The sequence below is a fragment of the Pandoraea nosoerga genome, from assembly GCF_902459585.1.
Lineage (GTDB): Bacteria > Pseudomonadota > Gammaproteobacteria > Burkholderiales > Burkholderiaceae > Pandoraea > Pandoraea nosoerga.
In genome coordinates this window covers 14645-40667 of the sequence record NZ_CABPSC010000014.1, presented here as the reverse complement: position 1 = coordinate 40667, position 26023 = coordinate 14645, and the positions used below count along the sequence as shown (strand labels likewise).

At 64.7% G+C, this 26023-nt stretch carries 25 protein-coding genes; 14 read left to right on the top strand and 11 right to left on the bottom strand.

All coding sequences use genetic code 11. From position 1 onward, the window contains the following. The first annotated feature begins 2 nt into the window (after positions 1-2). Genes PNO31109_RS17085 through glcE form a run of 3 tightly spaced genes read left to right on the top strand, consistent with a single transcriptional unit; the run spans position 3 to position 3647 of the window. A complete protein-coding gene (locus tag PNO31109_RS17085; RefSeq protein WP_241013902.1) occupies positions 3-1604 on the top strand; it encodes an FAD-linked oxidase C-terminal domain-containing protein in 1602 nt (533 codons plus the stop codon). A gap of 1 nt (position 1605) precedes the next feature. Continuing rightward, complete coding sequence (locus tag PNO31109_RS17080) at positions 1606-2475, top strand: ion transporter (protein ID WP_150556663.1); 870 nt, start codon at positions 1606-1608, stop codon at positions 2473-2475. Beyond that, a complete protein-coding gene (glcE, locus tag PNO31109_RS17075) occupies positions 2475-3647 on the top strand; it encodes a glycolate oxidase subunit GlcE (protein ID WP_150556662.1) in 1173 nt (390 codons plus the stop codon). The genes PNO31109_RS17080 and glcE overlap by 1 nt, the downstream gene beginning before the upstream one ends. 1 nt (position 3648) lies before the next feature. Here glcE and PNO31109_RS17070 read toward each other — a convergent pair whose 3' ends face one another. Then, positions 3649-5193, bottom strand: a complete 1545-nt coding sequence (locus PNO31109_RS17070; RefSeq protein WP_150556661.1) for an aminotransferase-like domain-containing protein — start codon at positions 5191-5193, stop codon at positions 3649-3651. A gap of 175 nt (positions 5194-5368) precedes the next feature. On the opposite strand from PNO31109_RS17070, the gene PNO31109_RS17065 reads away from it, so the two are divergent. Continuing rightward, positions 5369-5800, top strand: coding sequence for a hypothetical protein (locus PNO31109_RS17065; protein WP_150556660.1), 432 nt, complete (start codon positions 5369-5371; stop codon positions 5798-5800). Positions 5801-5924: 124 nt separating this feature from the next. Here the strand turns inward: PNO31109_RS17065 and PNO31109_RS17060 are convergent, their stop codons facing one another. Further along, positions 5925-6422: a glutathione peroxidase gene (locus PNO31109_RS17060; RefSeq protein WP_150556659.1), complete on the bottom strand. Its 498-nt coding sequence runs from the start codon at positions 6420-6422 to the stop codon at positions 5925-5927. A 209-nt stretch (positions 6423-6631) separates the two neighbouring features. Here PNO31109_RS17060 and PNO31109_RS17055 point away from each other — a divergent pair, with 209 nt between their 5' ends. Both PNO31109_RS17055 and proC read left to right on the top strand, forming a co-directional pair. Beyond that, positions 6632-7345 (top strand): YggS family pyridoxal phosphate-dependent enzyme, encoded by a 714-nt coding sequence (locus tag PNO31109_RS17055; RefSeq protein ID WP_150556658.1) that lies wholly within the window; start codon positions 6632-6634, stop codon positions 7343-7345. Between the two features lie 113 nt (positions 7346-7458). Further along, entirely contained in the window at positions 7459-8271 is an 813-nt protein-coding gene (gene proC, locus PNO31109_RS17050; protein WP_150556657.1) for a pyrroline-5-carboxylate reductase, read from the top strand. A gap of 27 nt (positions 8272-8298) precedes the next feature. Here the strand turns inward: proC and ubiA are convergent, their stop codons facing one another. The 6 genes from ubiA to PNO31109_RS17020 form a co-directional block, all read right to left on the bottom strand. Then, a complete protein-coding gene (ubiA, locus tag PNO31109_RS17045) occupies positions 8299-9171 on the bottom strand; it encodes a 4-hydroxybenzoate octaprenyltransferase (RefSeq protein ID WP_150556656.1) in 873 nt (290 codons plus the stop codon). A gap of 126 nt (positions 9172-9297) precedes the next feature. Further along, a complete protein-coding gene (locus PNO31109_RS17040) occupies positions 9298-10641 on the bottom strand; it encodes a 4Fe-4S binding protein (protein WP_174966451.1) in 1344 nt (447 codons plus the stop codon). 185 nt (positions 10642-10826) lie between these two features. Next, complete coding sequence (locus PNO31109_RS17035; RefSeq protein WP_150556654.1) at positions 10827-11663, bottom strand: FTR1 family iron permease; 837 nt, start codon at positions 11661-11663, stop codon at positions 10827-10829. Positions 11664-11721: 58 nt separating this feature from the next. Further along, positions 11722-12045 (bottom strand): cupredoxin domain-containing protein, encoded by a 324-nt coding sequence (locus tag PNO31109_RS17030; RefSeq protein ID WP_241013913.1) that lies wholly within the window; start codon positions 12043-12045, stop codon positions 11722-11724. 97 nt (positions 12046-12142) lie between these two features. Continuing rightward, positions 12143-12751: an iron transporter gene (locus tag PNO31109_RS17025; protein ID WP_150556652.1), complete on the bottom strand. Its 609-nt coding sequence runs from the start codon at positions 12749-12751 to the stop codon at positions 12143-12145. Positions 12752-12944: 193 nt separating this feature from the next. Continuing rightward, positions 12945-13406 (bottom strand): Lrp/AsnC family transcriptional regulator, encoded by a 462-nt coding sequence (locus tag PNO31109_RS17020; protein ID WP_150556651.1) that lies wholly within the window; start codon positions 13404-13406, stop codon positions 12945-12947. A 616-nt stretch (positions 13407-14022) separates the two neighbouring features. Here PNO31109_RS17020 and PNO31109_RS17015 point away from each other — a divergent pair. The 5 genes from PNO31109_RS17015 to PNO31109_RS16995 all read left to right on the top strand — a co-directional run bounded on the left by PNO31109_RS17015 (position 14023) and on the right by PNO31109_RS16995 (position 17730). Further along, positions 14023-14802, top strand: a complete 780-nt coding sequence (locus tag PNO31109_RS17015) for an amino acid ABC transporter permease (RefSeq protein WP_150556650.1) — start codon at positions 14023-14025, stop codon at positions 14800-14802. After that, on the top strand, positions 14799-15452 hold the full coding sequence (locus PNO31109_RS17010; RefSeq protein WP_150556649.1) for an amino acid ABC transporter permease: 654 nt from the start codon (positions 14799-14801) through the stop codon (positions 15450-15452). The genes PNO31109_RS17015 and PNO31109_RS17010 overlap by 4 nt, the downstream gene beginning before the upstream one ends. Then, on the top strand, positions 15436-16164 hold the full coding sequence (locus PNO31109_RS17005) for an amino acid ABC transporter ATP-binding protein (protein WP_150556648.1): 729 nt from the start codon (positions 15436-15438) through the stop codon (positions 16162-16164). The genes PNO31109_RS17010 and PNO31109_RS17005 overlap by 17 nt, the downstream gene beginning before the upstream one ends. A 38-nt stretch (positions 16165-16202) precedes the next feature. After that, positions 16203-17003: a transporter substrate-binding domain-containing protein gene (locus PNO31109_RS17000; RefSeq protein WP_150556647.1), complete on the top strand. Its 801-nt coding sequence runs from the start codon at positions 16203-16205 to the stop codon at positions 17001-17003. Between the two features lie 232 nt (positions 17004-17235). After that, positions 17236-17730, top strand: coding sequence for a c-type cytochrome (locus tag PNO31109_RS16995; protein ID WP_150556646.1), 495 nt, complete (start codon positions 17236-17238; stop codon positions 17728-17730). Between the two features lie 139 nt (positions 17731-17869). Here the strand turns inward: PNO31109_RS16995 and PNO31109_RS16990 are convergent, their stop codons facing one another. Next, on the bottom strand, positions 17870-18469 hold the full coding sequence (locus tag PNO31109_RS16990; RefSeq protein ID WP_150556645.1) for a hypothetical protein: 600 nt from the start codon (positions 18467-18469) through the stop codon (positions 17870-17872). Positions 18470-18930: 461 nt separating this feature from the next. On the opposite strand from PNO31109_RS16990, the gene PNO31109_RS16985 reads away from it, so the two are divergent. The 3 genes from PNO31109_RS16985 to PNO31109_RS16975 all read left to right on the top strand — a co-directional run bounded on the left by PNO31109_RS16985 (position 18931) and on the right by PNO31109_RS16975 (position 20679). Further along, positions 18931-19401, top strand: coding sequence for a CBS domain-containing protein (locus tag PNO31109_RS16985; RefSeq protein WP_150556644.1), 471 nt, complete (start codon positions 18931-18933; stop codon positions 19399-19401). Between the two features lie 17 nt (positions 19402-19418). Then, positions 19419-19571 (top strand): zinc ribbon-containing protein, encoded by a 153-nt coding sequence (locus PNO31109_RS16980; RefSeq protein WP_150556643.1) that lies wholly within the window; start codon positions 19419-19421, stop codon positions 19569-19571. A gap of 196 nt (positions 19572-19767) precedes the next feature. Continuing rightward, on the top strand, positions 19768-20679 hold the full coding sequence (locus PNO31109_RS16975; RefSeq protein ID WP_150556642.1) for a bifunctional GNAT family N-acetyltransferase/nucleoside diphosphate kinase regulator: 912 nt from the start codon (positions 19768-19770) through the stop codon (positions 20677-20679). Positions 20680-20734: 55 nt separating this feature from the next. On the opposite strand, the gene PNO31109_RS16970 is transcribed toward PNO31109_RS16975, so the two are convergent. After that, complete coding sequence (locus PNO31109_RS16970; protein WP_150556641.1) at positions 20735-22768, bottom strand: autotransporter family protein; 2034 nt, start codon at positions 22766-22768, stop codon at positions 20735-20737. 1230 nt (positions 22769-23998) lie between these two features. Then, complete coding sequence (locus tag PNO31109_RS16965) at positions 23999-24760, bottom strand: SDR family oxidoreductase (RefSeq protein ID WP_244958195.1); 762 nt, start codon at positions 24758-24760, stop codon at positions 23999-24001. Positions 24761-26023: the final 1263 nt, after the last annotated feature.

Genomic DNA, 26023 nt, shown 5'->3' with positions numbered 1-26023 from the left:
GCATGAACGCGCCCGTCACCTCGCAAGGACCCTCCAGCGCGCTTCAGGCGGGCACGGCCGCGGGCCACGCCGGCGCCGCACCCTCGGCGGCTGCGGCGGGCACGGCGGGCACAGCGAACGAAAGCGCCGACGCCACCCGCGTCCTGGAAGCACGGCAGCGGCAGTTGCTCGACGCGCTCGCACAAATCCTGCCGCCCCACTGCATCCTGCATCGCCGCGAGGACACCACGCCATACGAGTGCGATGGCCTGGCCGCGTATCGTCGCGTGCCGCTGGCAGTGGTGCTGCCCGAGACGGAGTCGCAGGTCCAGCGCATTTTGCAGGCCTGTCATCAACTCGGCATCCCCGTCGTGCCGCGCGGCGCCGGCACCAGCCTGTCGGGCGGTGCAATGCCGATGGCCGAGGGCCTGGTGCTCTCGCTCGCGAAGTTCAAGAAGATCATCGAGATCGATCCTTATGCGCGCACGGCAACGGTGCAGCCCGGCGTTCGCAATCTCGCGATCTCGGACGCCGCTGCGCCTTACGGCCTGTATTACGCACCGGACCCGTCCTCGCAAATCGCCTGCACCATCGGCGGCAACATCGCGGAAAACTCCGGCGGCGTGCACTGCCTGAAGTACGGCCTCACGGTGCATAACGTGCTGCGCGTGCGCGCGATCACCATGTCGGGCGAGGCCATCGAGTTCGGCTCGCTCGGGCCCGATGCACCGGGTCTCGATCTGCTCTCGGTGTTCATCGGCAGCGAGGGGATGTTCGGCGTAGTAACCGAAATCACCGTCAGGCTGGTGCCCAAAGCGCAGACGGCGCAAGTCATCATGGCGAGCTTCGACGATGTTGAGACGGGCGGCAACGCCGTGGCCGCGATTATCGCCGCCGGCATCATCCCCGCCGGACTGGAGATGATGGACAAGCCCGCCACGCAGGCCGTCGAGGAATTCGTGCATGCCGGCTACGATCTCGATGCCGCGGCCATCCTGCTGTGCGAGTCGGACGGCACGCCCGAAGAGGTGGCCGAAGAGATCATGCGCATCTCGCACGTGCTGCGCACGTCCGGGGCAACGCGTCTGCAGATCTCTCGCAGTGAAGAGGAACGACTGCGCTTCTGGTCGGGCCGAAAGAACGCGTTTCCTGCCGCCGGACGCATCTCGCCGGACTACTACTGCATGGACGGCACCATTCCACGCCGTGCGATTGGGACGTTACTCAAACGCATCGAAAGTATGGAACAACAGTACGGATTGCGCTGTATTAACGTCTTTCACGCGGGAGACGGCAACATGCATCCGCTCATTCTGTTCAATGGCAACGATCGCGACGAGTGGCGCCGGGCCGAAGCGTTCGGCAGCGACATTCTGGAAGCCTGCGTCGAGCTCGGCGGCACGATCACCGGCGAGCATGGCGTGGGCATCGAGAAGATCAACTCGATGTGCGTGCAGTTCTCGCCCGAGGAGCGCGACGCATTCTTCGGCGTGAAGCGCGCGTTCGATCCGGTCGGATTGCTCAATCCGGACAAGGGCATCCCGACGCGGGCGCGCTGCGCCGAGTACGGCAAGCTCCACGTGCGCGGCGGCCTGCTGCCCCACCCCGATCTGCCGAGGTTCTGACATGCGCGGGCTGTCGGAATGGCTGCCGCACGACTGGCGGCAGCGGCTTTACATCATCATCTTCGAGGCCGATACGCGCGAGGGGCGGCTGTTCGACATCGCCCTGCTGATCGCCATCATCCTGTCGGTGCTGACGGTGGTCGTCTCGAGCATCCCGTCCGTACAGAACACGGCGGCGTTGCCGATGGCCATTCTCGAATGGTTCTTCACGCTGCTGTTCACGGCCGAGTACATTGCCCGCCTGCTGTGCGCGCACCGGCCGGTGCGCTATGCGCTCTCGTTCTACGGCATCATCGATCTGCTCGCGATCCTGCCCACCTATCTCGCGATTCTCGTGCCCGAACTGCATGGGCTGATCGACGTGCGTCTGCTGCGGCTGATGCGCGCGTTCCGGATCCTAAAGCTCACAGCCTACGTGAACGAAGCCGGGATCCTGAGCATTGCGCTGTACAACGCGCGCCGCAAGATCCTCGTGTTTCTCGGCTTCATCTCGATCATCGTGGTGATCTTCGGCACGCTCATGCACATCATCGAAGGGCCGCAGCACGGCTTCACGAGCATACCGGTGGGCATCTACTGGGCCATCGTCACGCTCACGACGACCGGTTACGGCGACGTGGTGCCGGTCACCGGCCTGGGCAAGGCGATCACCGGCTTCGTGATGCTGCTCGGCTACAGCGTGATCGCCATTCCGACCGGCATCATGGGCGCCGAGATCCACTCGGTCATGCGCAAGAGAACGATTACCACGCGCACCTGCGCGCAATGCCACACCGAAGGTCACGATCCCGACGCGAGTTACTGCAAGCATTGCGGTAGCGAATTGGGGCCCTATCAATCCGACATGCCACCGCCGCCGGAACCGAGCTGATGACCGACACCACCCCACCCATCTCGCCGGGCGCCTCGCTCGCCCCGGACTCCCCCACACCGTCGTGCGCATCGGTCGCGGCCGCGCCCGCGGTTTCGCCAAAGGAGACGCTCGAGCGCTTTCGCACGATCATCGAGCAGGCCACCGCGCGCCGCACGCCACTGCAATTGCGCGGTGGCGGCACCAAGGCCTGGTACGGGCAGCAACGCGTGGGCGATGTGCTCGACACGCGCGCCTACCGCGGCATCGTCGCTTACGATCCGGCCGAACTCGTCATCACGGCGCGCTGCGGCACGCCGCTCGCCGACGTGGAGGCCGCGCTTGCCGAACGCAATCAGTTGCTGCCATTCGAGCCGCCCTATTTCGGCCCGGGCGCTACGATCGGTGGCGCCGTGGCCGCCGGCCTGGCGGGGCCACGGCGCAGCGCTGTCGGATCGGTACGCGACTTCGTGCTCGGCGCGAAGCTCATGGACGGGCGCGGGCACGTGCTGAACTTCGGCGGTCAGGTCATGAAAAACGTTGCCGGCTACGACGTCTCGCGCATGCTCGCGGGATCGCTGGGCACACTGGGTCTCATTCTCGAAGTCTCGCTCAAGGTGTTGCCGCAGCCGTTTGCCGAACTCACCCTGCAGTTCGAGATGAACGCCGTCGACGCCGTGCGCAAGCTCAACGAATGGGGCGGACAGCCGCTGCCGATCACGGGCAGCGCCTGGCGCAGCGATTTGCTGGTCATCCGGCTCGCCGGCGCATCGGCGGCGATCAAGGCGGCGCGCGTGAAGATGGGGGGCGAACTGGTCGATGCGATTCACGCCGCGAAGTTCTGGCACGCGATCCGCGAGCAGACCGACAACTTCTTCGCCGATGCGGGGCCGGGGCAAGCGCTATGGCGTTTGGCGGTGCCGTCGACGGCCGAACCGCATCGCCTGCCGGGCAAACAACTGATCGAATGGGGCGGCGCGCAACGCTGGTGGATCACCGACGCCGACGCACAAATCGTGCGCTCGGCCGCGAGGCAGGACGGCGGCCACGCCACGCTCTTTCGCTACGGCGAGCCCGGCGTGAGCGTGTTCACGCCGTTGCCGGCGCCTGTCATGCGCATTCACCGCAACCTGAAATCGGTCTTCGATCCGGCGGGCATCTTCAATCCGGGACGGATGTACCCGGAGTTCTGACTCACCGTTTGGCGTCGAGCAGACGCGCGACTTCGCTCGCGAGCGTGCGCACCGCGCGCTCGACCTCACGCGTGAACGGCTGGCCGCCGTTCACGCGCAAGAAGTGATCGTAGCGCGCCGAATTCGAGAAGAGGCTGCCCGGCGCCACGCGAATGCCTTTGGCCAACGCCGCGTCGAACAGCTGCTCCGAATTCACGCCACCAGGCATCTCGACCCACAGGCTCAGCCCGCCGGCAGGCAGCGTCAGCCGTGTACCGGTCGGGAAATACGTGGCGATGGCGTCGGCCATCGCGGCGCGGTGCTCCCGCAACTGCGCGCGCAGACGGCGCAGATGCCGGTCGTAGCGCGGCGAGTCCATGAATTCGCCCATGGCAATCTGCGCGAGCGCCTCATTGGGACGCGTCTGCGCATACTTGAGCATCTCCACGCGTCCTTGCCACTTGCCGGCCGCAATCCAGCCGAGCCGCATGCCGGGCGCCAGGGTCTTGTGCAGCGACGCGCAGTGGATCACATTGCCGCCGTTGTCCCACGAACGAATTGCCGCCGGAATGTTGTCGTCGTCGCCGAGCGCCGCGTAGGTGTCGTCTTCGATGATGGCGATGCCGCGCGACTCCGCCCACGCCACCAGACGGGCCTTGTGCGCGTCCGGCATCACCGACCCCAGGGGGTTCTGGAAGTGCGGCACGACAATGACGGCCTTGATGTTGTCGTAGGTCTGGCTCGCGAGGTCGAGCGCCTCGAGGGAGATGCCCGTCTGCGGACTCGTCGGGATCTCGAGCGCGCGTATGCCCATGCTCTCGAGCGTCTGCAGCAGCGCGTAGTAAGTGGGCGATTCGACGGCGACCACGTCGCCGGCGCCCGCGACGGCCCGCAGCGCGAGATTGATCGCCTCGATACAGCCGTGCGTGACGACGATCTCGTCGGGATTGATGCTCATGCGCGCTTCGAGGGCGCGCCTCGCGAGCACCGCACGAAAACGCGGTTCGCCGCCGCCGGGCGGCGGCTCGCCATAGAGCGTCGGATGATCGCGCAACGCGCGAATCGTCGCTTGCCGCAATTCGGCGACGGGGTAGAGAGACGCCGAGCCGTGCGCCACCGCCAGATTGACCTTGATGTTCGCCTGCAGACCGCGTGCAAGAATCGACGAGACCCGCTGGTTGATGCCCACGTATTGCGCCAGATCGGGCACCCACTCGCGCGGCTCGGCGACGAGCGCGACGCTCGCACGCGCCGGGGTACGCACGAAGTACCCGGAGCGCGGCCGCGCTTCGAGCACGCCCTGCGCTTCGAGGTGACGACATGTCTGCAGCGCCGTCGACAGGCTCACCTGATGCCGATCCATCAGCACGCGCACGCTCGGCATGCGATCGCCGGGCGCCAGCGTGCCGGCTTCGATGGCGCGGCGGTAATGGTCGGCGAGTTGGCGGTAGAGCGGCGTGCGCTCGCCGGGCGCCGCCTGGGCGGCGGATCCAGCGGCGCGGCTGAGCGCCGCCGACGCCTGCGGCAGCGCGACGGCGGGGGTGGTGGGGGGGGTGGCGGCTTCCATGCGCGGATCATCTGACATTGCACTCGACCATAACAGATACAGATTCAGTGAATCGGCATCGTAACAGATCGCCGGACGCCCCTCTGTTACGGGCGCAGGCCATGATCCGTGTGCCTACCGGCGCGCTGGTGCGGTCGATACGCTGTACTCACCTGTTCAACGCCCGGAGAGCCTCATGTCAAAGCGCCCCATCCCCTTCGTTTCCCACGATTTTGGTCTGTCCCGGAGCGTCCGGAGCATCTGGACGGCCGGCGCCTGCCGGCGCGCCCCGGGTCCGGCCGACGACGCCCTGCCCCAGCGCCTCACGCTCGCACGCGGCGCGGCGTTTCACGTGTATGCCCGCGAAGGCGCGATCTTCCACGTGCGCAGGGGCCGCGCGCGGCTCACGCCCGCGCCGCGATGGCTGGCCGCCACGGTGTGGGCCGCGCCGATGTCCCTGGGCGCCGGTGCGGCCTACGTGAACGAAACGACCGGCTGGCTGCTGATCGAGAGCGAAGATGGCGCGGAACTCGCATGTCACGACACCGCACCCGAGGTGCGAACGACGACGTGGCTCGCGAGCGTGTGGCGCGGCTTGCTCGCATGGCGGAGATCGGCCGCACGCTAAGCGTCGCGGTCCTTGCCACATCGAGCGCCTTGCCCGGTGGCGCGGCTGCCGCATTCCGGCGGTCCGGCGTCCGCCGCCGCGCTCACGGCACGGCGACCAGGTTCGCGCCCTACCCGCGCCGGCCTCAGGCCGGCAACAGCCGCGCGATGTCGGCCCGGATGGCTTCCGGTTTGACCGTCGGCGCATAGCGCGCAACCACATTGCCCGACGCGTCGACGAGAAACTTCGTGAAGTTCCACTTGATTGCCTTCGTACCCAGCACGCCGCGCTTTTTGCGCGTCAGATACCGGTATAGCGGCGCGGCGTCCGGCCCTTTGACGTCGATCTTGGCGAACATCGGAAACGTCACGTGAAAGCGCAGGTCGCAGAAACTGCGAATCGCCTGCGCATCGCCCGGCTCTTGCTTGCCGAACTGGTTGCAAGGAAACGCGAGCACCTCGAACCCGCGCGGGCCCAGTTGTTCGTACAACGTCTGCAAGCCGGCGTACTGCGGCGTGAAGCCGCACTCGCTCGCCGTATTGACAATGAGCAGCACCTTGCCGCGATAGTGCGACAGGCTGACGGTCTCGCCCGCGAGCGTATTGACCGAAAAATCGTAGAGCTGCTGTGAATCCGCGCTCATTTCTGGCTCCGTGTGGATGTCGGCATGGCGAGTCTGCCACAACCCGCGGGCTCCGGCGCGCGGCCTGCGCCATCCTCCCCCGGGTAGCACCTCGTTTTTTCCGGGGTAGCACCTGCGCATGCGCCACGGCTATAATCGTTGACCGACAACGTCTGCCCGACGCGCCCCCTCAGCATCAGCGACACGCTTAGCGCCACCTGAACCGCCTCATGTCGACCATCGCCGCACACCTCGACGACGTCCTTTCCCGGATTGCCAACGCCACCGCCCAAGCCGGCCGGCCGACCGGCAGCGTGCATCTGCTTGCCGTGTCGAAGACGTTCGGCCCCGACGCGGTGCGCGAGGCGGCCGCGGCGGGCCAACGCGCGTTCGGCGAGAACTACGTGCAGGAGTCGCTCGAAAAGATGGCGGTGCTGGCGCGCGAGACGGTGGATGGCGAGCCGCTCGAGTGGCACTTCATCGGCCCGCTGCAAAGCAACAAGACCCGCCCGGTGGCCGAGCACTTCGCGTGGGTGCATTCCGTCGACCGGCTGAAGATCGCCGAGCGTCTGAGCGCGCAGCGCCCGGCCGGCATGCCCGCGCTGCAGGTCTGCCTGCAGGTCAACATCAGCGGTGAGGCAAGCAAGAGCGGCGTGCCGCCCGAAGACGTGCCGGCCGTCGCACGCGCCATCGCTGCCCTGCCCAACCTGCGGCTGCGCGGGTTGATGGCGATCCCCGAGCCGCAGACCGACCCGGCGCGTCAGCGCGCGCCGTTTCGCGCGGTGCGCGAGCTGTTCGACGCGCTGCGCGCCGACGGTCTTGCACTCGACACGCTGTCGATGGGCATGTCCGGCGATCTCGAAGCGGCGATCGCCGAAGGTGCGACAATGGTCCGCATCGGTACCGCGATTTTCGGCGCACGCGACTACGGCCCCCGGGCGTAATCGGCGTGTGGCCCCTGCGGCTTCCGGGATCGACGCGTCGACAGACGCCTCGCGACGGTTCGCCGCGGCAACAGGTAGTGACGGTTACGACATACGCAACGCAAAGGACGGTTATGAGAATTGCATTCATCGGCGGCGGCAACATGGCCAACGCCCTGATCGGCGGACTCGTCAAGCGCGGCACGGCCCCGCGCGACATTCTCGCGATCGACGTCAACGAATCGACCCGCGAGGGCCTCGCCGGGCAGTACGGCGTGGACACCGCCGGCGCCCCGAACGATCGCCTGCGCGATTACGACACGCTCGTGCTGGCCGTCAAGCCCCAGGTGCTCAAGGATGTCGCGCAGGCGCTCCCGCCGCATCTGAACGGCCAGTTGGTCATCAGCATTGCCGCCGGCATTCGCGCGTCCGACCTGGCGCGCTGGCTCGGCGGGCACAACCAGATCGTGCGCTGCATGCCCAATACGCCGGCGCTCATCGGCATGGGCATTACCGGTCTGGCCGCCCTTTCGGGCGTGGATTCGGACCAACGCAAGCGCGCGGAGACCGTGTTGAGCGCCGCCGGCCAGATCGTCTGGGTGGAAAAGGAGAGCCAGCTCGACGCCGTGACTGCCATCTCGGGCAGCGGTCCGGCTTACGTGTTCTATTTCATCGAAGCGCTCGAGCAAGCCGCCGAGGAACTGGGTTTCACGCCCGAGCAGGGCCGTCAGCTCGCCATCGCCACGTTTGCAGGCGCCTCGCAACTGGCCGCGCAGTCGAGCGAGCCGGCGAGCGTGCTGCGCGAACGCGTGACGTCCAAGGGCGGTACGACGTTTGCCGCCCTGAGTTCGTTCGATCGCGACGCCATCAAGGCTGCAATCGTGCGCGGCGTGCATGCCGCCAACACGCGCGCCAAGGAACTGGGCGACGAGCTGGGCGACGCCTGACGCCCATCATGCCGGGCGCGCCGGACTTCAGCCTCGGGCGCTCAGCAGATAGTGCCCGGCAATGCCCGCGAAGACCGCGGCGCCAAGCCAGTTGTTGTGCCGGAACGCGGCGAAGCAAGGCATGCGCTCGCGGCCGCGAATGAGGAAGTAGTGGTAGACGGCGAAGCTCGCCGCGACCGCCATGCCGAGCCAGAACGGCCAGCCGAAACCGAGCCACACGCCGACGCCCGCCTGAATGCCGAGCGCTGCGGCATAGCAGATCATGATGGCTGTCACGTCGAAGCGGCCGAACGTGATGGCCGATGTCTTGATGCCGATCTTCAGGTCGTCGTCGCGATCGACCATCGCGTACTCGGTGTCGTATGCGACCGACCAGAACACGTTCGAGAGCAACAACAGCCACGCGAGCATCGGCACCTGATCCTGCACGGCGGCGAAGGCCATCGGAATCCCGAAGCCGAAAGCCACCCCCAGATACGCCTGCGGAATGGCGAGAAAGCGCTTGGTGAAAGGATAGGTGCCCGCCACGAACAGCGCGGGGATCGACAACCCCTTGGTGAGTGCGTTGAGCGGCAGGATCAGCAGGAAGCTCACGAGCGCGAGCGTTGCGGCCACGGCGAGCGCTTCCCATGCGCGGATGCGTCCCGAGGTGATCGGACGTTCCTTGGTGCGCTTGACGAACTTGTCGAAATCGCGGTCCGCATAGTCGTTGATGGCGCAACCGGCCGAGCGCATCAGGAAGGTGCCGAGCGTGAAGATCACCACCATCCAGGGCTCGGGACGCCCGTCCGAGGCGATCCACAGCGCCGAGAGCGTCGGCCAGAGCAGCAGCACGGTGCCGATCGGCTTGTCGAGGCGAACGAGGCGGAAATACAGCGGAAGGCGTTGAGCGAGCAACATGGGCGTCACACGGGAAGACTACACAGAAAGACTTGTGACGACATTGTAGGCCACCGGCGGGGGCCCGCCAACGGCACGGCTGCCGTCCGGCGGCCGGACGTCACGTCACTTCACGTCACGCCAGGCTCACCAGATCCAGAACATCAGCAGCCAGAGCCAGTTCACGAGCGCCAGCGCGGCCGCCACGCCGGCCATCCCGGCCAGACGCCGCCCCGGCGAGCGCGTGTGCCGCCCGGTCACGCGCCAGCCCAGCCAGAGGCTCCACAGCGTGGTGGCGGCCAGAATCGCGGCGCGCACGTCGTTGGCCCAGTACACCGGCAGATGCTCGGCACGCAGCAGACTGATCGTGGTCGCCGACAGGCCAATGAACACGCCGGCGCCGGCAATCGGAATGATCGACTGCACCAGATGGTTGAAGCGCGAGGTCTGCCACGGCCCCATCGCACGATTGGCGAGCGCGAAGATGATCGTGAACGCCAGGCCGAGAATCAGCCCGTTGCCCAGGATGTAAGTGACGACCATGCCGCCATCGAGCCACGTGAACACGTCGCTCTGGTCGGGATAGTTGGTGAACACGAACCAAGGCGCGTTGGTTTCGAACGGCCACATGATGTTGCGATCGATGAGCCATGTGGCAATCGCGGTCTTGGTCGCGACGAACCACGGATTGACCGTCCAGTGGAAGGCGCCGATGGCCACGCCGAGCAGTCCGTACATGACCAGCACGCTGTCCCACAGGCTGTTGTTTTCCGTGGCGCCGAAGGTCACGATCTCTTCGCTGGGCGAGCGGCTCACGAGCGAGATGGCGTCGCGATGGCCCGCGCAGCGGCCGCACATATGGCACTGCGCGCCGCCCTTCATGTTGCGCAGCGGCACGAGCGGCGCGCAATTGACCGGAATGATCTTGTGACCGTTGGTGTGATACGACTGTCGCCAGGCGTCCTCGTTGACCTTGAAGTGAAACGGCGAGAGGCGCGCGAGCAGCGAGAACACGCCGTTGACCGGGCACAGGTACTTGCACCACACGCGCTTGTCGCGGCCGTAGAAGTAACCGATCACCATGGCACCCACGGTCGAGCCGCCGAGCACCAGCAGCACGGCCTTCGGGTACTGATACACACTGACCATCTGCCCGTAGAGCGTGGTGCCCGCGAAAGCCACGAAGGGCCAGCCGCCCCAACGCATCCAGCGCGGAATGGCGCGGCCGCGCCCGTGGCGGCTCGCAAATTCGGACAGCGTGCCCTCCGGGCACAGCACGCCGCACCAGACGCGCCCCATCAGCACCATGCTGAGCAGCACGAACGGCCACCAGATGCCCCAGAACGTGAATTGCGCGAAGACGGTGAGATTGTCGAGGATGTGTGCCGTTTCGTCGGGAAGCGGCAGCAGGACCGGCACGCAGATGAGAAACGCATAAACCAGCACGATGACCCACTGCACGCCACGTATCAGCTTGCCGTGGCGTTGCATCCACAGGCCCAATCGGGCCAGTCGGTTCGGGACAGGTATGGCGATGCTCATGCTCAACTCTTACGTCGGGGGATTGCCTTGGCCGGGCTGCCGGATCTGGCGATTACCGCGAAATCCACGTGCGGCGTGTCCGTTCAGCCCGTGGGGCGCACCGCGCGGCAATCCCGCCGGTGCGCGCTGCCCGCTCAGGCGGGCTTGACCTGCTTTGCCGGTGCGCCCGCTCGCCTGAGCAGCGCCCAGATGCACAGCCAATACACGACATAGACCAACAGGTTCATGCCGGCCGGATGCGCGCGGTAGCCGGTGAGCGTTGCCACCAGGCTGCCGAACGGGCTGGCGTCGTCAAGAATCGCGGAAGTATCCCACAGTTGGTCGACCAGCGTGGGCACGAGCTCGAGCGAAATCAGGCGATCCAGTCCCGATTCGAGCAGGCCGGCGGCAAGGAACAGCAGCATGATTTCGGTCACGCGGAAGAACAGCCGCCACGAGAAGACCTTGCCGCCGAGTTGCAGCAGCCAGAACGTGACGAGCGCGAGCGCGAAACCGATCAGCACGGCCAGCCACATCGAGAGCGGCACGCTGCCCTGCTGACCGAAGCCGATGCCGTACAGGAAGATGGCCGTCTCGCTGCCTTCGCGGGCGATGGCCAGCGCGACGAGCACGAGCACGCCCCACCAGGTGCCCTGGTCGTGACTCTTCTTCAGCGACGATTCCATGTCGCGCTTGAGGGTGCGCCCGTGGCGCTTCATCCAGAACACCATCTGCACGATGAGCACGCAGGCGATGAGCACCATCGCCGTCTGGAAGTAATCCTGCGCGTCGCCCGAGAGCACTTCGGTGAAGCCGACAAGTGCGGCGCCCAGTGCCACGGCCGCGGCGATGCCCAGCGCGACGCCGGCCCACAGATAGGGCAGGCCGCGCCTCGCCCCATGATCGGGGTTGGCCAGCCAGGCATGGAGAATGCCTACGACCAGCAATGCCTCGACGCTTTCGCGCCAGACGATGAACATGACCTGACCCATCGTGCGATTCCTCTTGTGTGACTTGTCTTACCGTGTGACCAACACGACTCCCGCGCGCTTACTTGGCGACGATCACGCCCTGCGCCTGCTGATGGAAATCGTCGAAAAACTTGTACTCGCCCGGCTGCAGCGGCGCGATCACGACAAACGACTGCGCGCCTGGCGCCAGCACCTTTTCCTTGCGCAGTTGCAGACTTTCGAATTCCACGGCGTTCGATCCGGTGTTGTGCACCTCGATCTTGATGCGCTTGCCCGCCGGGACTTCGATGCGCGCCGGATTGAGCTTGCCGTTGTTCATTTCCAGCTTGAACGTAGGCAGGTCGTCCGCGCGGGTAAGCGCCGGGCCGCCCAACGTGAACAAGGTGAGCGCGACGGCCGCCATCGTGGGCCCCAGGCGCGCGATGCGTTGATTCATCCCTGTGCTCCAAACGAAAACAGCGCTGACCCGCAGGCCAACGCTGCATCAAAGTTGTCCGGGCTTAATAGCCGCCCTTCTTGCCGACACCGGCGAACGTGAATTCGACCGTCTTCGTGATCGGCTTGAACCACGGGCCCACGCCCGTTTCCTTGTCGACGTGGCGGCCGAAGCACCACGGCCCCATGCCCCCGTGCGCCGCGTGCGCGCCTGCGGCCGGCGCGGCTGCGCCCATCTTGCAACCGAACTCGGCGAGCGTGCCCGGAGCGTTCACGACCATCGTCAGCGTGTACTTGCCCGGGCCGTCGAGCTTGACATTGTCACCGTAGTGCGGGCCGTCGCTCGCGACCATCGGCATCATCAGGCCTTCGATGACCTTCGTGCTGCCGGCCTTCTGCAGCTTGTAAGTGATTTCCAGACCCGGAATCCAGTCGCCCTCGGCGTAGCCGTTCGGGTTCTTCGCAATGGCGTGAATGTCGGCCTCGAGGTGGATGTCCGACGCCTTGGCGTCGCGCATCATGCCGGCCGGCTCCATCGTGATCGGCTGGAGATAGACGGTGTTGATTTCCATGCCCGCCACATTCAGCGGTTTGCCGATCGGGAACTCGGCGGCCTGAGCCATGGTGGCCGCACCGGCCAGCAGCACCGCTGCCACGAGGGATTTCACGCGCATACACACTCCGGAAGGTGAAGAAGTTAATGCAAACAATTCTCAATAAGTTTAGCACTATCGCCATGGCCAGACAAACGCCGCCCACTGGGAACGCACGGGGCGGGACAGGTGAAGTGGCGGCCGAACGCCGCCGGACGGGCCGGCCGGCGATTCTTAGGGCGCGGGTTACGGAAAATTACCGTGGCGCGCGGCCTCAGGGCAGCACACCGCCCCGGTCGATCTTTCGCGCGAGGACGACCGAGGTGGTCGTGCGCGTCACGCCATCGATTTCGCCGATGGCGTCGAGTAGCGCGTCGAGCTGATCGGCCGACGCCGCATGCAGCCAGGCGACGTAATCGAATTCACCGCTCACGGAGCAGAGCAAATGGACTTCCGGCATCTTGTTCAACCGTCGCAAGACGTCGCGCCCGGAGCGCGGCTGCACGCTGATGCCCACACACGCCTGCAGGCCGCCGCCAGCGGCGTCCTGCCCGAGCCTTACGGTGTAGCCGGCGATGACGCCCGTGCGCTCGAGTCGACTCAGGCGCGCGAGCACCGTGGTGCGCGCCACGCCCAGACGGCGCGCCAGATTCGCCGCGCTCTCGCGGGCGTTCACGCGCAGTAGCGCCAGCAGATTGCGATCAAGCTCGTCGAGCGACGTGGAGGACAGCGTCACACCGCCTCCCCTGTCCGCGGCGGCTCACCGGAGGGCCCCATGCCGTTGTCGGCACACAGAGTCGGCACCGTCTCGCTCGCGCCACGGGCGCACGCGGGCCCGCCGTACCGGGGCCCATGACGGCGGCAGCGGGGCGGGGCAAGGCATGTGCGTGCGGTCGTGGTCGTCATGTTGGTCTGTGTGTCATCACGGCGGCTGATCGCCGGGGCGCCCCGGACACCTGAGGCCCGGCGGCAATGCGCGATTATAGAGCTTACATGTCCGGTTCCCTCCGTTGAGGCTGACTCAACAAAGAGATACGACGACAAATTGCCGCACGCCGCACCTCAATCCGGTGTTGAACCGGCCTCACCCGCGCACCGCCAGATCACCGTCGCATGGGTCATTCCGTCCAAAATCCCGCACTAATCCCGCACTAGTCCTGCACTAATCATCGCAGTACCCAAGGGTATCCCCGCAACCCGCCGCTATTGACAGCGTCGTTTCGCGCTGCGCAAAATCACATCACTTATATGACGACGTACAAGAAAGGCCGATCACGCAATCGCGGATGCCCCGAGCCTGGCAGTATGGCGCGGTGCATCGGCCCGAACGTCACCGGAGACAGGCGTTTGCCATGCACTTCACATTCAATTTCGCTCCGCTGCTGCCCTACTGGCCGGTTTTCCTCGAAGGGGCGTGGCTCACGTTGAAGATGACCGTGCTGGCCGTGGTCATCGGCACGGCGGTAGGCACGCTCGTGGCCTTCGCCAGGCGCAGCCGCCGTGGCTGGCTCTCTCGCCTGTGCGGCGTCTACATCGAATCGGTGCGCAACACGCCGTTCCTCGTGCAGATCTTTCTGCTGTATTTCGGGCTGGCCAGCGTCGGCGTGCACATGCCGACGTTCGCGGCTGCCGTCATCGCCATGGTGATCAACATCGGCGCATACGCGGCCGAGATCATCCGTGCCGGCCTGGAAGCGGTGCCGCGCGGACAGATCGAGGCCGCCGAGTGTCTTGGCCTGTCGAAGTGGCGTATTGCGTGGCACGTCATGCTCCAACCCTCCATCGAGAAGGTCTATCCGGCCCTCACCACGCAATTCATCCTGATGATGCAGGCCTCGGCGATGGCTTCGCAAATCTCCGCCGAAGAGCTCACGGCGGTGGCCAATACGGTGCAATCGGACACCTTCCGGTCGCTCGAGACCTACATCGTGGTCGCGGCGCTATACCTCGCGCTGTCGCTGCTCGTGAAGCTTGTGGCGTGGGCGGCGGGCGAGTACTTCTTCAAGCGCCGCCGCACCGTGCGCCGCGCCGCGGCGCAAACCGCGCTGGCGGCGCGCCGGCGTGCGGCCATGTCGCGCACCGCCGGCCAGGGTGCGCCAGGCGCCAACACTGCGCAACGGAGCGCGCCATGATCGCCAACTTTTCGTGGACCTATTTCGGTTATCTGGTGCAGTCCACCGGCTGGACGCTCGTGCTCTCGGCCCTCGCATTCGTGCTCGGCAGCGCCGGCGGTTTTCTGGTGATGCTCGCGCGCATTTCGCCGCGCCGCTGGCTGCGTCTGCCGGCGCAGGTCTTCATCGAAGCGATTCAGGGCATCCCGTTGCTGATCCTGCTCTTCATCGTCTACTTCGGCTTGTCGGTGTACGGCTTCGAACTGCCCGCCATCGTGGCCGCCGCGCTCGCGCTGATGGTCTACACGAGCGCCTACCTCGGCGATATCTGGCGCGGCTGCGTACAAGCCATGCCGCGTGCGCAATGGGAGGCGGCGGAGTGTCTGTCGTTCTCGCGCTGGCAAACGCTGCGGCTCGTGATCATTCCGCAGGCGGTGCGCCTGTCGCTGCCGCCCACCATCGGCTTTCTCGTGCAGATCATCAAGGTGACCTCGCTCGCGTCGGTGATCGGCTTCGTGGAGCTTACCCGTGCGGGACAGATCATCAACAACTCGATTTTCCAGCCCTTTCTCGTGTTTTCGCTGGTCGGGGTGTTCTATTTCCTGCTGTGCTATCCGCTCTCGCGCTGGAGCTCGCTACTCGAGGACAGGCTCAATGTCGGCAATCGTTAAGGTCAACCAGATTCACAAGCGTTTCGGCGACAACCCCGTGCTCAAGGGCGTGTCGTTCGAAGTGGAGCGCGGCAAGATGGTGGCGATCATCGGCGCGAGCGGCTCGGGCAAGAGCACGGCGCTGCGCTGCATCGACCGCCTGGAGACCATTGACGACGGCTCCATCGAAGTGTGCGGCATTCGCGTGGACGATCCGCACGTCGATCTGCATCGATTGCGCCGCGAAGTCGGCATCGTCTTCCAGAGCTACAACCTGTTTGCGCACCTGAGCGTGCGCGAGAACATCATGCTCGCGCTTCGCCACGTCAAGCGCATGCCGCGCGGCGAGGCCGAGGACGTCACGAAGCGCGTGCTCGCGCAGGTGGGCCTGTCCGACAAGGCCGGGAGCTACCCCGAGCAACTCTCGGGCGGCCAGCAACAGCGCGTGGCGATCGCGCGCTCGCTCGCCATGTCGCCGAAGGTCATGCTGTTCGACGAAGTGACGTCCGCGCTCGATCCGCAACTCACCGGCGAGGTGCTGCGCGTGATGGAAGACCTCGCCGCCGACGGCATGACGATGCTGCTCGTCACGCACGAAATGGCGTTCGCCAAGCGGGTGGCCGACCAGATCATCTACATGCATCAGGGCAAGGTGTGGGAAGTCGGTCCGGGCGAGATGCTCGACGCCCCGCAAACGCCAGAGCTGCGCGCCTTCCTCGCGAACGGGCTGTAAATCCCCTGCCTCACCAGACATCACAAGGAGACTCCAGCATGAAACTCAAGACGCGCTTCGTCCAGGCCTGTGCCGCCGTCCTGCTCGGTGCGATGGCGCACGCCGCGCTGGCCGATCAGCTCGACGACATCAGGAAGGCCGGCAAGATTCGTGTGGCGATCGCCATGGGCACGCCGCTGTACTCATACGCCGACGCCAATCTCAAGCCGGTGGGCTCGGACGTGGAGACGGCCGAACTGCTGGCAAAGGACCTGGGCGTGAAACTCGACATCGTATCGGTCACGAACGCGGCGCGCGTGCCGACGCTGCAAGCCAATCGTGCCGACATCGTGGTGGCCGACCTGTCGATCACGCCCGAACGGGCGCAGGTGGTCGACTTCTCGGTGCCGTATGCCGTCATCTCGATCATCGTGGGCGGCCCCAAGAACATTCCGATCAAGGGTTACGAGGATCTGAACGGCAAACGCATCGGGCTCACGCGTGCGACCGTCAACGACACGCTGACCACGCAGAACGCCAAGGGCGCGCAGATCGTGCGCTACGAAGACGACGCTACGCTGATCACGTCGATGGTGACCGGTCAGGTCGACATCTTCTCGAGCACGCCGTCGAATCTGGGCGAAATGCAAAAGCGCGCGCCGGACAAGCACCTCGAGCTGAAGTTTGCGCAAAAGGAGTTCGATCTGGGCATCGCGCTGAACAAGAATCAGCCGGCGCTCAAGGAGTGGATCAACAACTGGGTGAAGACCAATCTCAGGAACGGCAAGCTCAACGCGATCTACAAGAAATATCATGGCCGTGACCTGCCTGACAGCGTGACCAAGATCGCAGCGTCCTGAGTTTCGGCCCACCGACGGACCGGCTGAACCGGCTCGCGTGCGCTTGAGGGCGCGAGCCGGGCCGCGACACGATGTCGCATGCCGTCGCATCGGAAACGCTGGCCTGGCGCGACGGAAACGGGTAAGTTAGCGGCTCGTTGCCGAAGGCCCCGGAAGGCCCCGGAAGGGCCCGGAAGGGCCCGGAAAGCCCCGGCAAGCCCCAGAAAGCCCCCCTGTCGCATCACGCCATCCGATGACTTTCCCGCCCCGCGCCGATTCGGCCCTGCCGCCCGCTCCGTTTGCCCGCACCGCGCGAGGCCGCGGCGCTCGCGCACCCCGCCGCTCCAGCAGCTTCCGTCGCATTGCTCGCGCCGCCTGTGCCGCGTCCGGCGCCCTGGCGCTCGCGCTGACGGCATTCGCCACGCCGGCACGCGCGGCCGGCGACATCGAAGCGGGCAAGGCGTTGTTCGCGTCGCGCTGCGCGTCTTGCCATTCGGTCGGGCCGATGGCCGCATCGGGCTTCGGCCCCCAACTCAACGGTCTGGCCAAACGCCGCGCGGCAAGCCTGTCCGACTACGAATATTCGAAAGCGATGAAGCAGTCCGGCATCGTATGGGACGACAAGACGCTCGCCGCGTTCATCGCGAATCCGGGCAAGACCGTGCCTGGCACCAAGATGCGCTTCTGGGGCATCGGCAACGAACGCAAGGTCGCGGATCTCATCGCGTATCTGCATACGTTCAGGTGATACGGGCCGAGCGGTCGAGCCAGCCCGCGCGAGGGTCTGCGGCCGGCGCTCGGGCTATCGGAACGGCGAGTCCATCGTTGGCGCGAAACGTGCTCGGCGCACCGCTCGCCAATGTGCCGTTGCGCGCGGGCCGCGCCCGTTACCGGCTCTGAGGCAGACGCGCCAGCGCTGCCGGCGCGGGGACCGTCTTCCACGCCATCAGATCCTTCTCCACTTGCGCTCCGTTGGCGTTTAACCAGTCGCTCATTGCAGGGCCAGCCGGCTTGCCGTAGACGCGGTGCGAATACACCGCGACGACGCCTTTGCCGTCGAGCAGCAGGAAGCGCGCAAAGGCCACCTCGAGGAAGTCCGGCGCGCCCAGCACCGCCACGATGAGGTGCTCGGCGGCACGCTCGGCGGTGCGCGCCTTCGAGTCGGTGCGCAACACCTTGCCGTTGCGCTGGTAGTTGCTCAGCACCTTGTTGGCCATATCGGCCAACTGCTCGCCGCTCGAAACGCCGTCGTGGACGTTGACGGTGACCATATCGGTCCATGAGGCGAGATCCGCCTGTCCCTTCGGCGTGAATTCGTTCTGCCCGTCCTTGGACCATCGATGCTCGTAGGACACGCCACGCAACGTCACCACCGACGCTGCCCCCGAGGCCCCCGCCGCCTGTGCCCACGCGCTTGCCGCCCAAGTCGGCAGCACCACGCAAGCGGCCATCAGCATGGCACGGCCCATTCCACGATTGAACATCATTCCCGCTCCCTGACGATGGCCGCGCCGACGGCCCGCGCACGGCTCGAGCCCACGCCGTCACCCGTGACGGCCGGCAAGGCTTCGAATGGCGCCGAACGGCGATACGACGCGTGCGTTCGCACGGCGTCTGGTTCGCATACTAGCCGAAATTCCCCCGGCGGCATCGGTGGGACGCGGCCGCCCCCGGGGCGCGCGAGAGCGCGTAAGGACGAGCGAGAGCGCGTGAGAAGCGCGTCGCATGCCCGTAGGGCATGCCGAGCCCGACCGGGCGAAATGTGCAACGCGATGCAAATTCCGCCCGACGCCCCCGGCGGCCTCGCGCGGCATCCGGACGTCCGGCAACGTCGCGTAGTGGCACACAATATGCGGCGGTGTGGAGCGCGTGGCGAAGTCCCTTCGCTCAGCGCCTTTTCATCCGGTCCCGCCGCTCGCGAGCGGGGCCCCTTTCGGAGGAATCCACCATGCAAACACACCAGTCGCAACAGTCGCGTTCGCCGTCCGGTCAATTCCTGCGCGACGTGATGACTCGCGATCCCGCATTCGTGCGCCGTGAGGACACGATCCAGCATGCCGCAAAACTGATGGCGGACCTGAACATCGGTGCGCTGCCGGTGTGCGCCGACGGCCATCTGGAAGGCATGATCACCGACCGGGACATTTCGGTGCGATGCGTCGCCTCCGGCAAGAGCGCCGACTCCAAGGTGGGCGACGCCATGTCGGAAGGCACCACGTGGTGCCGCGAGGGCGACACCGTCGAGCAGGCCTGCGACACCATGTGCCGCGAACAGATTCGCCGCATGCCGGTCGTGGATGACAACCAGAAGCTCGTCGGCATGGTCTCGATGGGCGACATCGCGACCAAGGCCGCGGACGAAGCCACCTGCGGCAAGATGGTCGCCGAGGTGTCGTCGCCGTCGGAGCCGAACCGCTGAACCGGGAGCCTCCTGCCATGTCCGCCAAAGCCGGCGAAAAAGCCGAACAGACGGGAGACTTCCGGTGCGCCCACTGCCATCGCACGACGCACGTGACAAAGGGGCACACGATTCCCCGCTGCCCGCACTGCGGCCACGCCACGTTCGATACGCGACGTAACGAGCCTTAGATCGCGCACCGCCCGGCTCGCGCGCAACGCCGCGCGCAGGGGCGGGTCCGCCGCCCCAAGGGGGCCCGCCGCAGCCCGCGCGGCGTGCGCGGCTCGCGCCTTTCGTTCGGATGCCTTAGAATGGCCGCTCTGTCGAAAGAACCGTCATGGCCGCAGCCGTGAAAGGCTTTCATTCTTGCAACCCCGTGTGGCGAAGATGAGCGAGCCTTTCATTTCTCTTTGCCCGGAGATCACCCGGGCCAACGCGCGAAATCTGATGGACTGGCTGGAAGACGAAAATGTCGTCCGCTATCTGAGCGATTCGCGTCACGTCTGCCGTTTCATCGAGCAAGTCGTGGATCGCGTCCAGTTGCCGATCCTCACGCATCTGTTCAACCAGGGCGGCCGATTCTTCATGGCGTGCGACCGGCACGACCAGCCGGTGGGATTCGTGCGCCTCGTGAAGACCGGTTCGGACTGCGAGATCGTCCTGGTGATCGGAAATCGCGACAACTGGGGCCGCAGGCTCGGCGCGAGCGCCCTGCGCGAAGGCATGAAGCTCGCGTTTTTCGATATGCGCGCCCAGAAGGTCATCGCGAAGATTCACCCGGACAACACGCGCTCGCTCAAGGCCTTTCTGCGCTGCGGCTTCGTGCTCGACACCGAGACGCCAACGCTCAAGTCATACGTCATGCGCTCGGAGCGTTATCTCCAACGCCTGCGCGAAGGCGCGCTCGGCGGGCCGTCGGATATTTACGTCACGGAAATCGATCAGACGCGGCTCAGGCGTCTGGTGGCGCGGGAGCCGGGCCCCGAAGTGGTCGAACTCGAGCACGAAATCGAACGAGCCGTCATCGTCGGCGCGCGGGAAGTCGCCGGCGACGTGATCACGATGAACTCGCGGGCGGTGCTGCATCTGGACGACGAGAAAATGGAGGTGGACCTGGTCTACCCGCAGGACGCCGACGGCAGCGCCAGGAAACTGTCGGTCCGCTCAGAGGTGGGCTCCGCGATTCTCGGCTACCGGGAGGGCGATGTCATCGACTGGCGGGTGCGCGAGCGCACGCGTTGCATCCGGATCGAGAAGGTGCTGTATCAGCCTGAAGCGGCGGGCGATTTTCATCGATAGGCACGCCGTTGCAAGCGCGCCCTTGCGTCGCACCGCACCACAGCACGCCAGCGCCTCAGAACCGCTGCTGCAACCGCAGGCTACCCGTTTGGGAAACGAACCGCGCGCCCACCTGAAGTTCATAGCGAGCGGTGAGTGAGAGATTGTTCCGACGCATCAGCGTCGCCCCTAGCGTGATGTCAGCCAGATCACGAACCGGTGACGGACCGACTGCGGTGAAGGCGGTCTCGCCGGTGAAGTCACCGGCATAGCTCGCACCGGTGAGCGCACGCGAGTTCACGAACTCATGAATCCACTGCACCTGCACGAACGGCATGATGTCGCCATAACGTGTCGCATACGCCTTCTCCAGTCGTGCGCCCAATGCACTGCGAAGCGAACTGGTGTGTGCCGTGCCAACGGAGAGTGCCGCACCGTTGCCTCCGGTCTCCGTATAGCTGCCTTGATGCAGATAGCTATAGGTCAGGCTCGCGAGCGGCGTGAGCGTGCCGCTGCCCAGCGCAAGTGGATACCCGAACTCGGTGCGCGCGACGTACTGCTGTCCGGAAAACGCACCCTTCGCGACACCGGAGAATCCCGTGAAATCCATCACGCGCGTGGTGTTGTAACGCTGCTGCACGACGCCGCCGGACAGGTTCACATACCACGGCGAACCAAAATAGCTGGCGTAAGCGAGCAGGCCATAGCCGTTGACCTGCGTTGAAGTGCCCGAGTTGTCGTCCGAACCGTTGATTTTCGTGTGGCTGAACGAGAATACGCCGCCCGCCAGCCATTTGTCGCCGAGCGCCCGGTCGACGCCGAGCATCAGACCGCCGTAGTTCGCGCTGTAGCCTGCGATGTCGTCAACCATGCCCTGACTCGCATGACCGCCAAAGCCCTGCCCCCATAGACCGAACACCGGTGCGCCATCGCCCGTGGCGATACCGCGACTCCCGGACTGCGCCAGACGCAACGAGTCGGCGCGGGCGCCCACAAGGCTCAACGTGTTGAACGTCGGCGCGGCGGCCGCCCGTGAGGCGGCAAGTTGGTGCGCAGGCGATAGCTGTGCCCCCGCATGATTGGCTTCGCTCACGCTGCCAATAGCAAGCGACGCATTGTAAAGATTGAGCAGCGCAAGATTGCCGACCCCAGTGTAGCTTTGCAGGCCGCCAAGCGAGGCGATAGCAGCGGGCGTGGTTGGCCGGATCGGTGACGGGATCGACGGGGTGGCACCCGCATCGGAAGGAATTGTCGGCTCAGCGGGCTGAGCGCCTACGGTGACGACCAGGTTCCTCGCCCCCGACGCAGCGTCCGTCACGTCGGCGCCCGTAAGCGCATAACGTGCATCGCTCACGCCGTAGTTCAGCAAACCGGCGTTGTAGCTCACGGTAGCACCAGTCCTCGCCTGGATCACCACGAAGCGCTGCGCGAGGGCAAAACCGTAAGCGGCGCCGGTACCACTCAGGCTGATGCTGGCGCCGGGACTGAGGGTGACGTTGCCGGTAACGACCAATCGGCTGTAGCCGGTGTCGCTTGTCTGCCCCTTCGTGGTCGGGGCATTCGATACGTCGACGAGCAATGTCGCGTTGGCATTTTGGACGTAATTGCCATCGATGGTCAGCGTACCGATGGAAGCACCCGGGCGCACGATGCCATTGTTTGTGACATTGCCAACAATCGTGCCACGACCGCGCAGCGTACCAGCACTGTCGACCTGTACATCACCGTTGAGTAGGGTGTTCGGGCTGGCATCGCTGCCAACTTGCAGCGTCCCCGCTTCAACGCTCCATGGTGTGATCGACGCGCCGGTTCCGGTCAACGTCCAGAGACTCGTGCCGGTTTTCCTGAAAACGCGGAAGCCGCGATACTGCGCGGTGAGACCGATCTGCGAGAGGTCAAAACTCGAATCCGTGGCGCCCCCGAGGATGAGGGCATTGTTCGTGCCCGCCGTCGCATCAACGTTTCCGGAAATAGCGGACCCTGCCCAAAGCTCCAGCGAATTATTGCTACCTGCAAAGAGAATCGCCGGGGCGCGGGTCACGCCATCACCGCTCATACCACCGGCAATTGTGCCTGCGTTAATGATCGAGTTGCCACCGTCCGCGAGCACGCCAACGCCACCTGCGCCTGAGGCCCCGTAGCTTTCGATACTGTTGTACGCATAATACCGATACCCTCCAAGTCCGCCGGTGCCACCAACAATGCTTCCCTTGTTATGGAGGGCGGAAACACCCAGGAGGTGAACACCAACGCCACCGTCACCGCCTGCACCAGCGCCACCCCCGTAGGTGCTGCTGTCTCCGCCGTCTCCTCCCGCACCACCGTTGATAGTGGCGCCTGGGAGAAGCGTGGCAAGTCCCGAGAGAACGTCTGCCCCATCACCGCCCGCGCCACCACCACCTCCTCCGGATGAACCTTCAGTGGCGCCGACATTTGGCTTGTAAGCAGCGCTGGCTCCGCCATGACCGCCGTGTCCGCCAACGAACGTGCTATGGCTGTCCAGGAACAGGTCGGCGCCTGAAAGCGCTGCAGCACCGCCGCCACCGCCCGCTCCATACCCGCTCCAAATCCAATTCCCTGATATGAATGCGCCTGACCCGTCGCCGCCAGCGTTTCCGGTAATGACTCCGGTGGGTCCTATGAACGTCCCGCGCCCCCCGGCTCCTCCCATTGAATTCAGTACGCCAGATACACTCTCGCCGTCGACACCCTGCGCTCCGCCATCGCCCCCGGCGATATTCCCATCGGCGCCGTTGGGAGCGTTGGGGTTGATGTAACCGCCCAAGCCACCGGAACTTTGCGCCTGTGCCGGTCCAGAGTTCGCAACGAAACCTAGCGCAGCGACGACAATCGAGACACGCAGACGAGTGAGTGCAAGATCACATGTGTGCGGTGAGCGTGCCGATGCCGTGACTTGAGTGGCCTTTGCACTCGCCCCCGACGTGCGCGGATGGATGCTGTTCATTCCCCAGGTCCCCTCTTGTTCTTTTCGGATGGGGAGAATGTGCCTCAATGCGGCGCAGGGCGCATCGGACTAAAGTCCTACGCAGATGCCCAATCACATCGACGGACCGCTTCCGGCCGACTTCAGCCGTTCATAGGAGTCCCTTTGAACTGCATCAAATGGAGGAGGCGTGTCGGGAACAGGAAACCTATAGCCAATTGGATCAATAACCGCCCGCAATCGGTGCACGTTTGGTGCACCAATGCGAAAGTTTTCACCGAGGGAAATGGATCGTCGCGGAGGGCCGATTCCGACGCATTGCAGACCTTCCCAAACTGTCATGAGCAGAACGAGGCTTCCTGCCCAAGCGGTCAGTTGTGGCTACGAGGCCGTGTCCTAGCGCCCCCCCAAACTTCCGCCTCCGTCTACGCCAATTACCTGACCCGTAACGAAGGATGCGCCGTCTGAGATGAGGTATGAGATCAAGGACGCCACCTCTTCCGGCTTGCCCAAGCGCCCCATGGGAATGGTAGCGAGAATCTTTTTTTCCTCGTCTCCGCCAACCGGGCGCGTCAAACGAAAAAGCTCCGTTTCAACGGGGCCGGGAGCCACGGCGTTGACGGTAATGCCTAGCGGCGCCAGTTCGAGCGCCCAAGTACGCGTGACCCCGACCAATGCGCTCTTTGCGGCAGCATATGAAGTCCTGTCACGCGCACCGTGAATCGCGCGACTGCATACATTCACGATGCGCCCCGCCGACGACTGTTTCAGTGAGGGAAGGCAGGCCTGAGTAACTTGGACCGCAGCCCGGACGTTCAAGTCAAATACGGCCTCAAGAGATGGCAGATCCAGAGATTCGAGTTTTTGCGGAAGGGCAATACCGGCATTATTGATCACCGCATCAATTCTTGATGCCGCCAGGATTTGCGCCATTACCTCGCCCGTCTGCCGAACATCGGCCAAATCCGCCGTAAAAAGCCGCCCGGGGAAGCCCTCCGCCGCATGGCGCGCCACGCCGATGACGCTCCATCCGGTCTCCTGCAAATGCTTGCTCAGGGCTAGACCAATCCCCTTCGTTGCGCCAGTTACAAGTGCGGTTCGCTGCTCTGCCACTTTCCCCCCAATCGAATCAGTCGGTAATGGTACGAGGATCCCCATTTTCGCTGAAAAGGCACGCGGCGTCCCGCACTTCGTGTGGCGGCGTGAACGAACTTGATCTCGCCGCCTGATCAACCGCGGCTGGCCGAATGCGGACAAGGAGAGAAGCCCAAGCCCTCGAGATATGGCGGGCTAGGCGTGCCGGGGACCAGAATCCAATAAGCAGTAATATCAATAACCTATGGTCAATCGGCGCACGTTTGGTGCACCGATGCTGGAGTTCTCGCCGAGGAAAATTTTTCGTCATGACTGGCGGATTCCGACCCGAAGCGGTCTTTCACATTTTCCAAAAGCAGTCATTGCGGCAGTGTCTTCCACTCAGTGCCGATCCGTCGGTACAAGCGAGTATGCAGCCGATGGTCACAATCCCGAGACCGTTTTATGTCACCCACTACCAGCAGTATCCAGACTCACGTTTATAAGTCGGCACAGCGACACGAGCTCCGGAGGAAAGCTGTTGCGATAGGTGGAGAGAACACCTCTTCATGTCAAAGGAGTATTCAGCGACGTACTCGGCACCCTTCTCAGGAATGAACGAATACGTGAAGCCGCAGGACACGCCGTACGCAAGCCCAGTGGTGTCAATCCCTTGCCGAATCCAGACCTGTCGACCTGCAGGGAGAATTTGGTTCTGCCAGTTTTCCCCTCTGGCCTGGGGTACCGCACTGCAAGATCTCCCTGCGTGTGAAGCGGTATCGATGTACGCGTACCTGGCGCCGCCGGTAAAAGCGATTGTTGCGGTATCTCCGTCCTTAGGCGGCTCGTACGTCGCACAGCCCACTAGAACACCGCAAAGTAAGGCAACCCCAACAGCTCTTATTCGCGCCCCTCTCAAAAATGCGCTCATTGTTCCCCGCTTCTTTTATGAATTGTTATCGAAACCGATGCTGAGACGTGCAATAAAAATTGTCCCGGCCCAGGCTTGTCTGAATGATTTAACCAATTTAAACGGCGCAACTTAGTGATCTTGCTCCCGATTCACTGAAGCGGAATCGACACCGGGAATCGAAGCGTAGCAATGATATACCAAGAGCATCCGGGTTTGGATGTGGATTCAACCGGTGACGGTCAGTTCATATTGCGTATGATTGGCAATGTTACGAGCGCGTGCTTCCAGTTAGCGAGGTGCTGTTGGACGGTATTCATTGTGGCTCACAGGGCATGGAGCACGATTGTTCGTTGCTAGCTATAGTCGCGGCCTTCGAGCGGTCGGCTTGTTGTACTGTCCAGTGACCGGTTTTGGTCGACTACCGACAGATGCGT

Bases quoted from the DNA above. Each gene is read 5' to 3' on its own strand.
- PNO31109_RS17015 (WP_150556650.1), top strand. From the start codon at position 14,023: ATGCACTTCACATTCAATTTCGCTCCGCTGCTGCCCTACTGGCCGGTT.
- PNO31109_RS17085 (WP_241013902.1), top strand. From the start codon at position 3: ATGAACGCGCCCGTCACCTCGCAAGGACCCTCCAGCGCGCTTCAGGCG.
- PNO31109_RS17025 (WP_150556652.1), bottom strand. From the start codon at position 12,751: ATGCGCGTGAAATCCCTCGTGGCAGCGGTGCTGCTGGCCGGTGCGGCC.
- PNO31109_RS17040 (WP_174966451.1), bottom strand. From the start codon at position 10,641: ATGCAACGCCACGGCAAGCTGATACGTGGCGTGCAGTGGGTCATCGTG.
- PNO31109_RS17000 (WP_150556647.1), top strand. From the start codon at position 16,203: ATGAAACTCAAGACGCGCTTCGTCCAGGCCTGTGCCGCCGTCCTGCTC.
- PNO31109_RS17080 (WP_150556663.1), top strand. From the start codon at position 1,606: ATGCGCGGGCTGTCGGAATGGCTGCCGCACGACTGGCGGCAGCGGCTT.
- PNO31109_RS17065 (WP_150556660.1), top strand. From the start codon at position 5,369: ATGTCAAAGCGCCCCATCCCCTTCGTTTCCCACGATTTTGGTCTGTCC.
- PNO31109_RS17010 (WP_150556649.1), top strand. From the start codon at position 14,799: ATGATCGCCAACTTTTCGTGGACCTATTTCGGTTATCTGGTGCAGTCC.
- glcE (WP_150556662.1), top strand. From the start codon at position 2,475: ATGACCGACACCACCCCACCCATCTCGCCGGGCGCCTCGCTCGCCCCG.
- PNO31109_RS17035 (WP_150556654.1), bottom strand. From the start codon at position 11,663: ATGGGTCAGGTCATGTTCATCGTCTGGCGCGAAAGCGTCGAGGCATTG.
- PNO31109_RS16975 (WP_150556642.1), top strand. From the start codon at position 19,768: ATGAGCGAGCCTTTCATTTCTCTTTGCCCGGAGATCACCCGGGCCAAC.
- PNO31109_RS16980 (WP_150556643.1), top strand. From the start codon at position 19,419: ATGTCCGCCAAAGCCGGCGAAAAAGCCGAACAGACGGGAGACTTCCGG.
- PNO31109_RS17055 (WP_150556658.1), top strand. From the start codon at position 6,632: ATGTCGACCATCGCCGCACACCTCGACGACGTCCTTTCCCGGATTGCC.
- PNO31109_RS17070 (WP_150556661.1), bottom strand. From the start codon at position 5,193: ATGGAAGCCGCCACCCCCCCCACCACCCCCGCCGTCGCGCTGCCGCAG.
- PNO31109_RS16965 (WP_244958195.1), bottom strand. From the start codon at position 24,760: ATGGGGATCCTCGTACCATTACCGACTGATTCGATTGGGGGGAAAGTG.
- PNO31109_RS16995 (WP_150556646.1), top strand. From the start codon at position 17,236: ATGACTTTCCCGCCCCGCGCCGATTCGGCCCTGCCGCCCGCTCCGTTT.
- PNO31109_RS17005 (WP_150556648.1), top strand. From the start codon at position 15,436: ATGTCGGCAATCGTTAAGGTCAACCAGATTCACAAGCGTTTCGGCGAC.
- PNO31109_RS17030 (WP_241013913.1), bottom strand. From the start codon at position 12,045: ATGGCGGCCGTCGCGCTCACCTTGTTCACGTTGGGCGGCCCGGCGCTT.
- ubiA (WP_150556656.1), bottom strand. From the start codon at position 9,171: ATGTTGCTCGCTCAACGCCTTCCGCTGTATTTCCGCCTCGTTCGCCTC.
- PNO31109_RS17060 (WP_150556659.1), bottom strand. From the start codon at position 6,422: ATGAGCGCGGATTCACAGCAGCTCTACGATTTTTCGGTCAATACGCTC.
- PNO31109_RS16985 (WP_150556644.1), top strand. From the start codon at position 18,931: ATGCAAACACACCAGTCGCAACAGTCGCGTTCGCCGTCCGGTCAATTC.
- proC (WP_150556657.1), top strand. From the start codon at position 7,459: ATGAGAATTGCATTCATCGGCGGCGGCAACATGGCCAACGCCCTGATC.
- PNO31109_RS16990 (WP_150556645.1), bottom strand. From the start codon at position 18,469: ATGATGTTCAATCGTGGAATGGGCCGTGCCATGCTGATGGCCGCTTGC.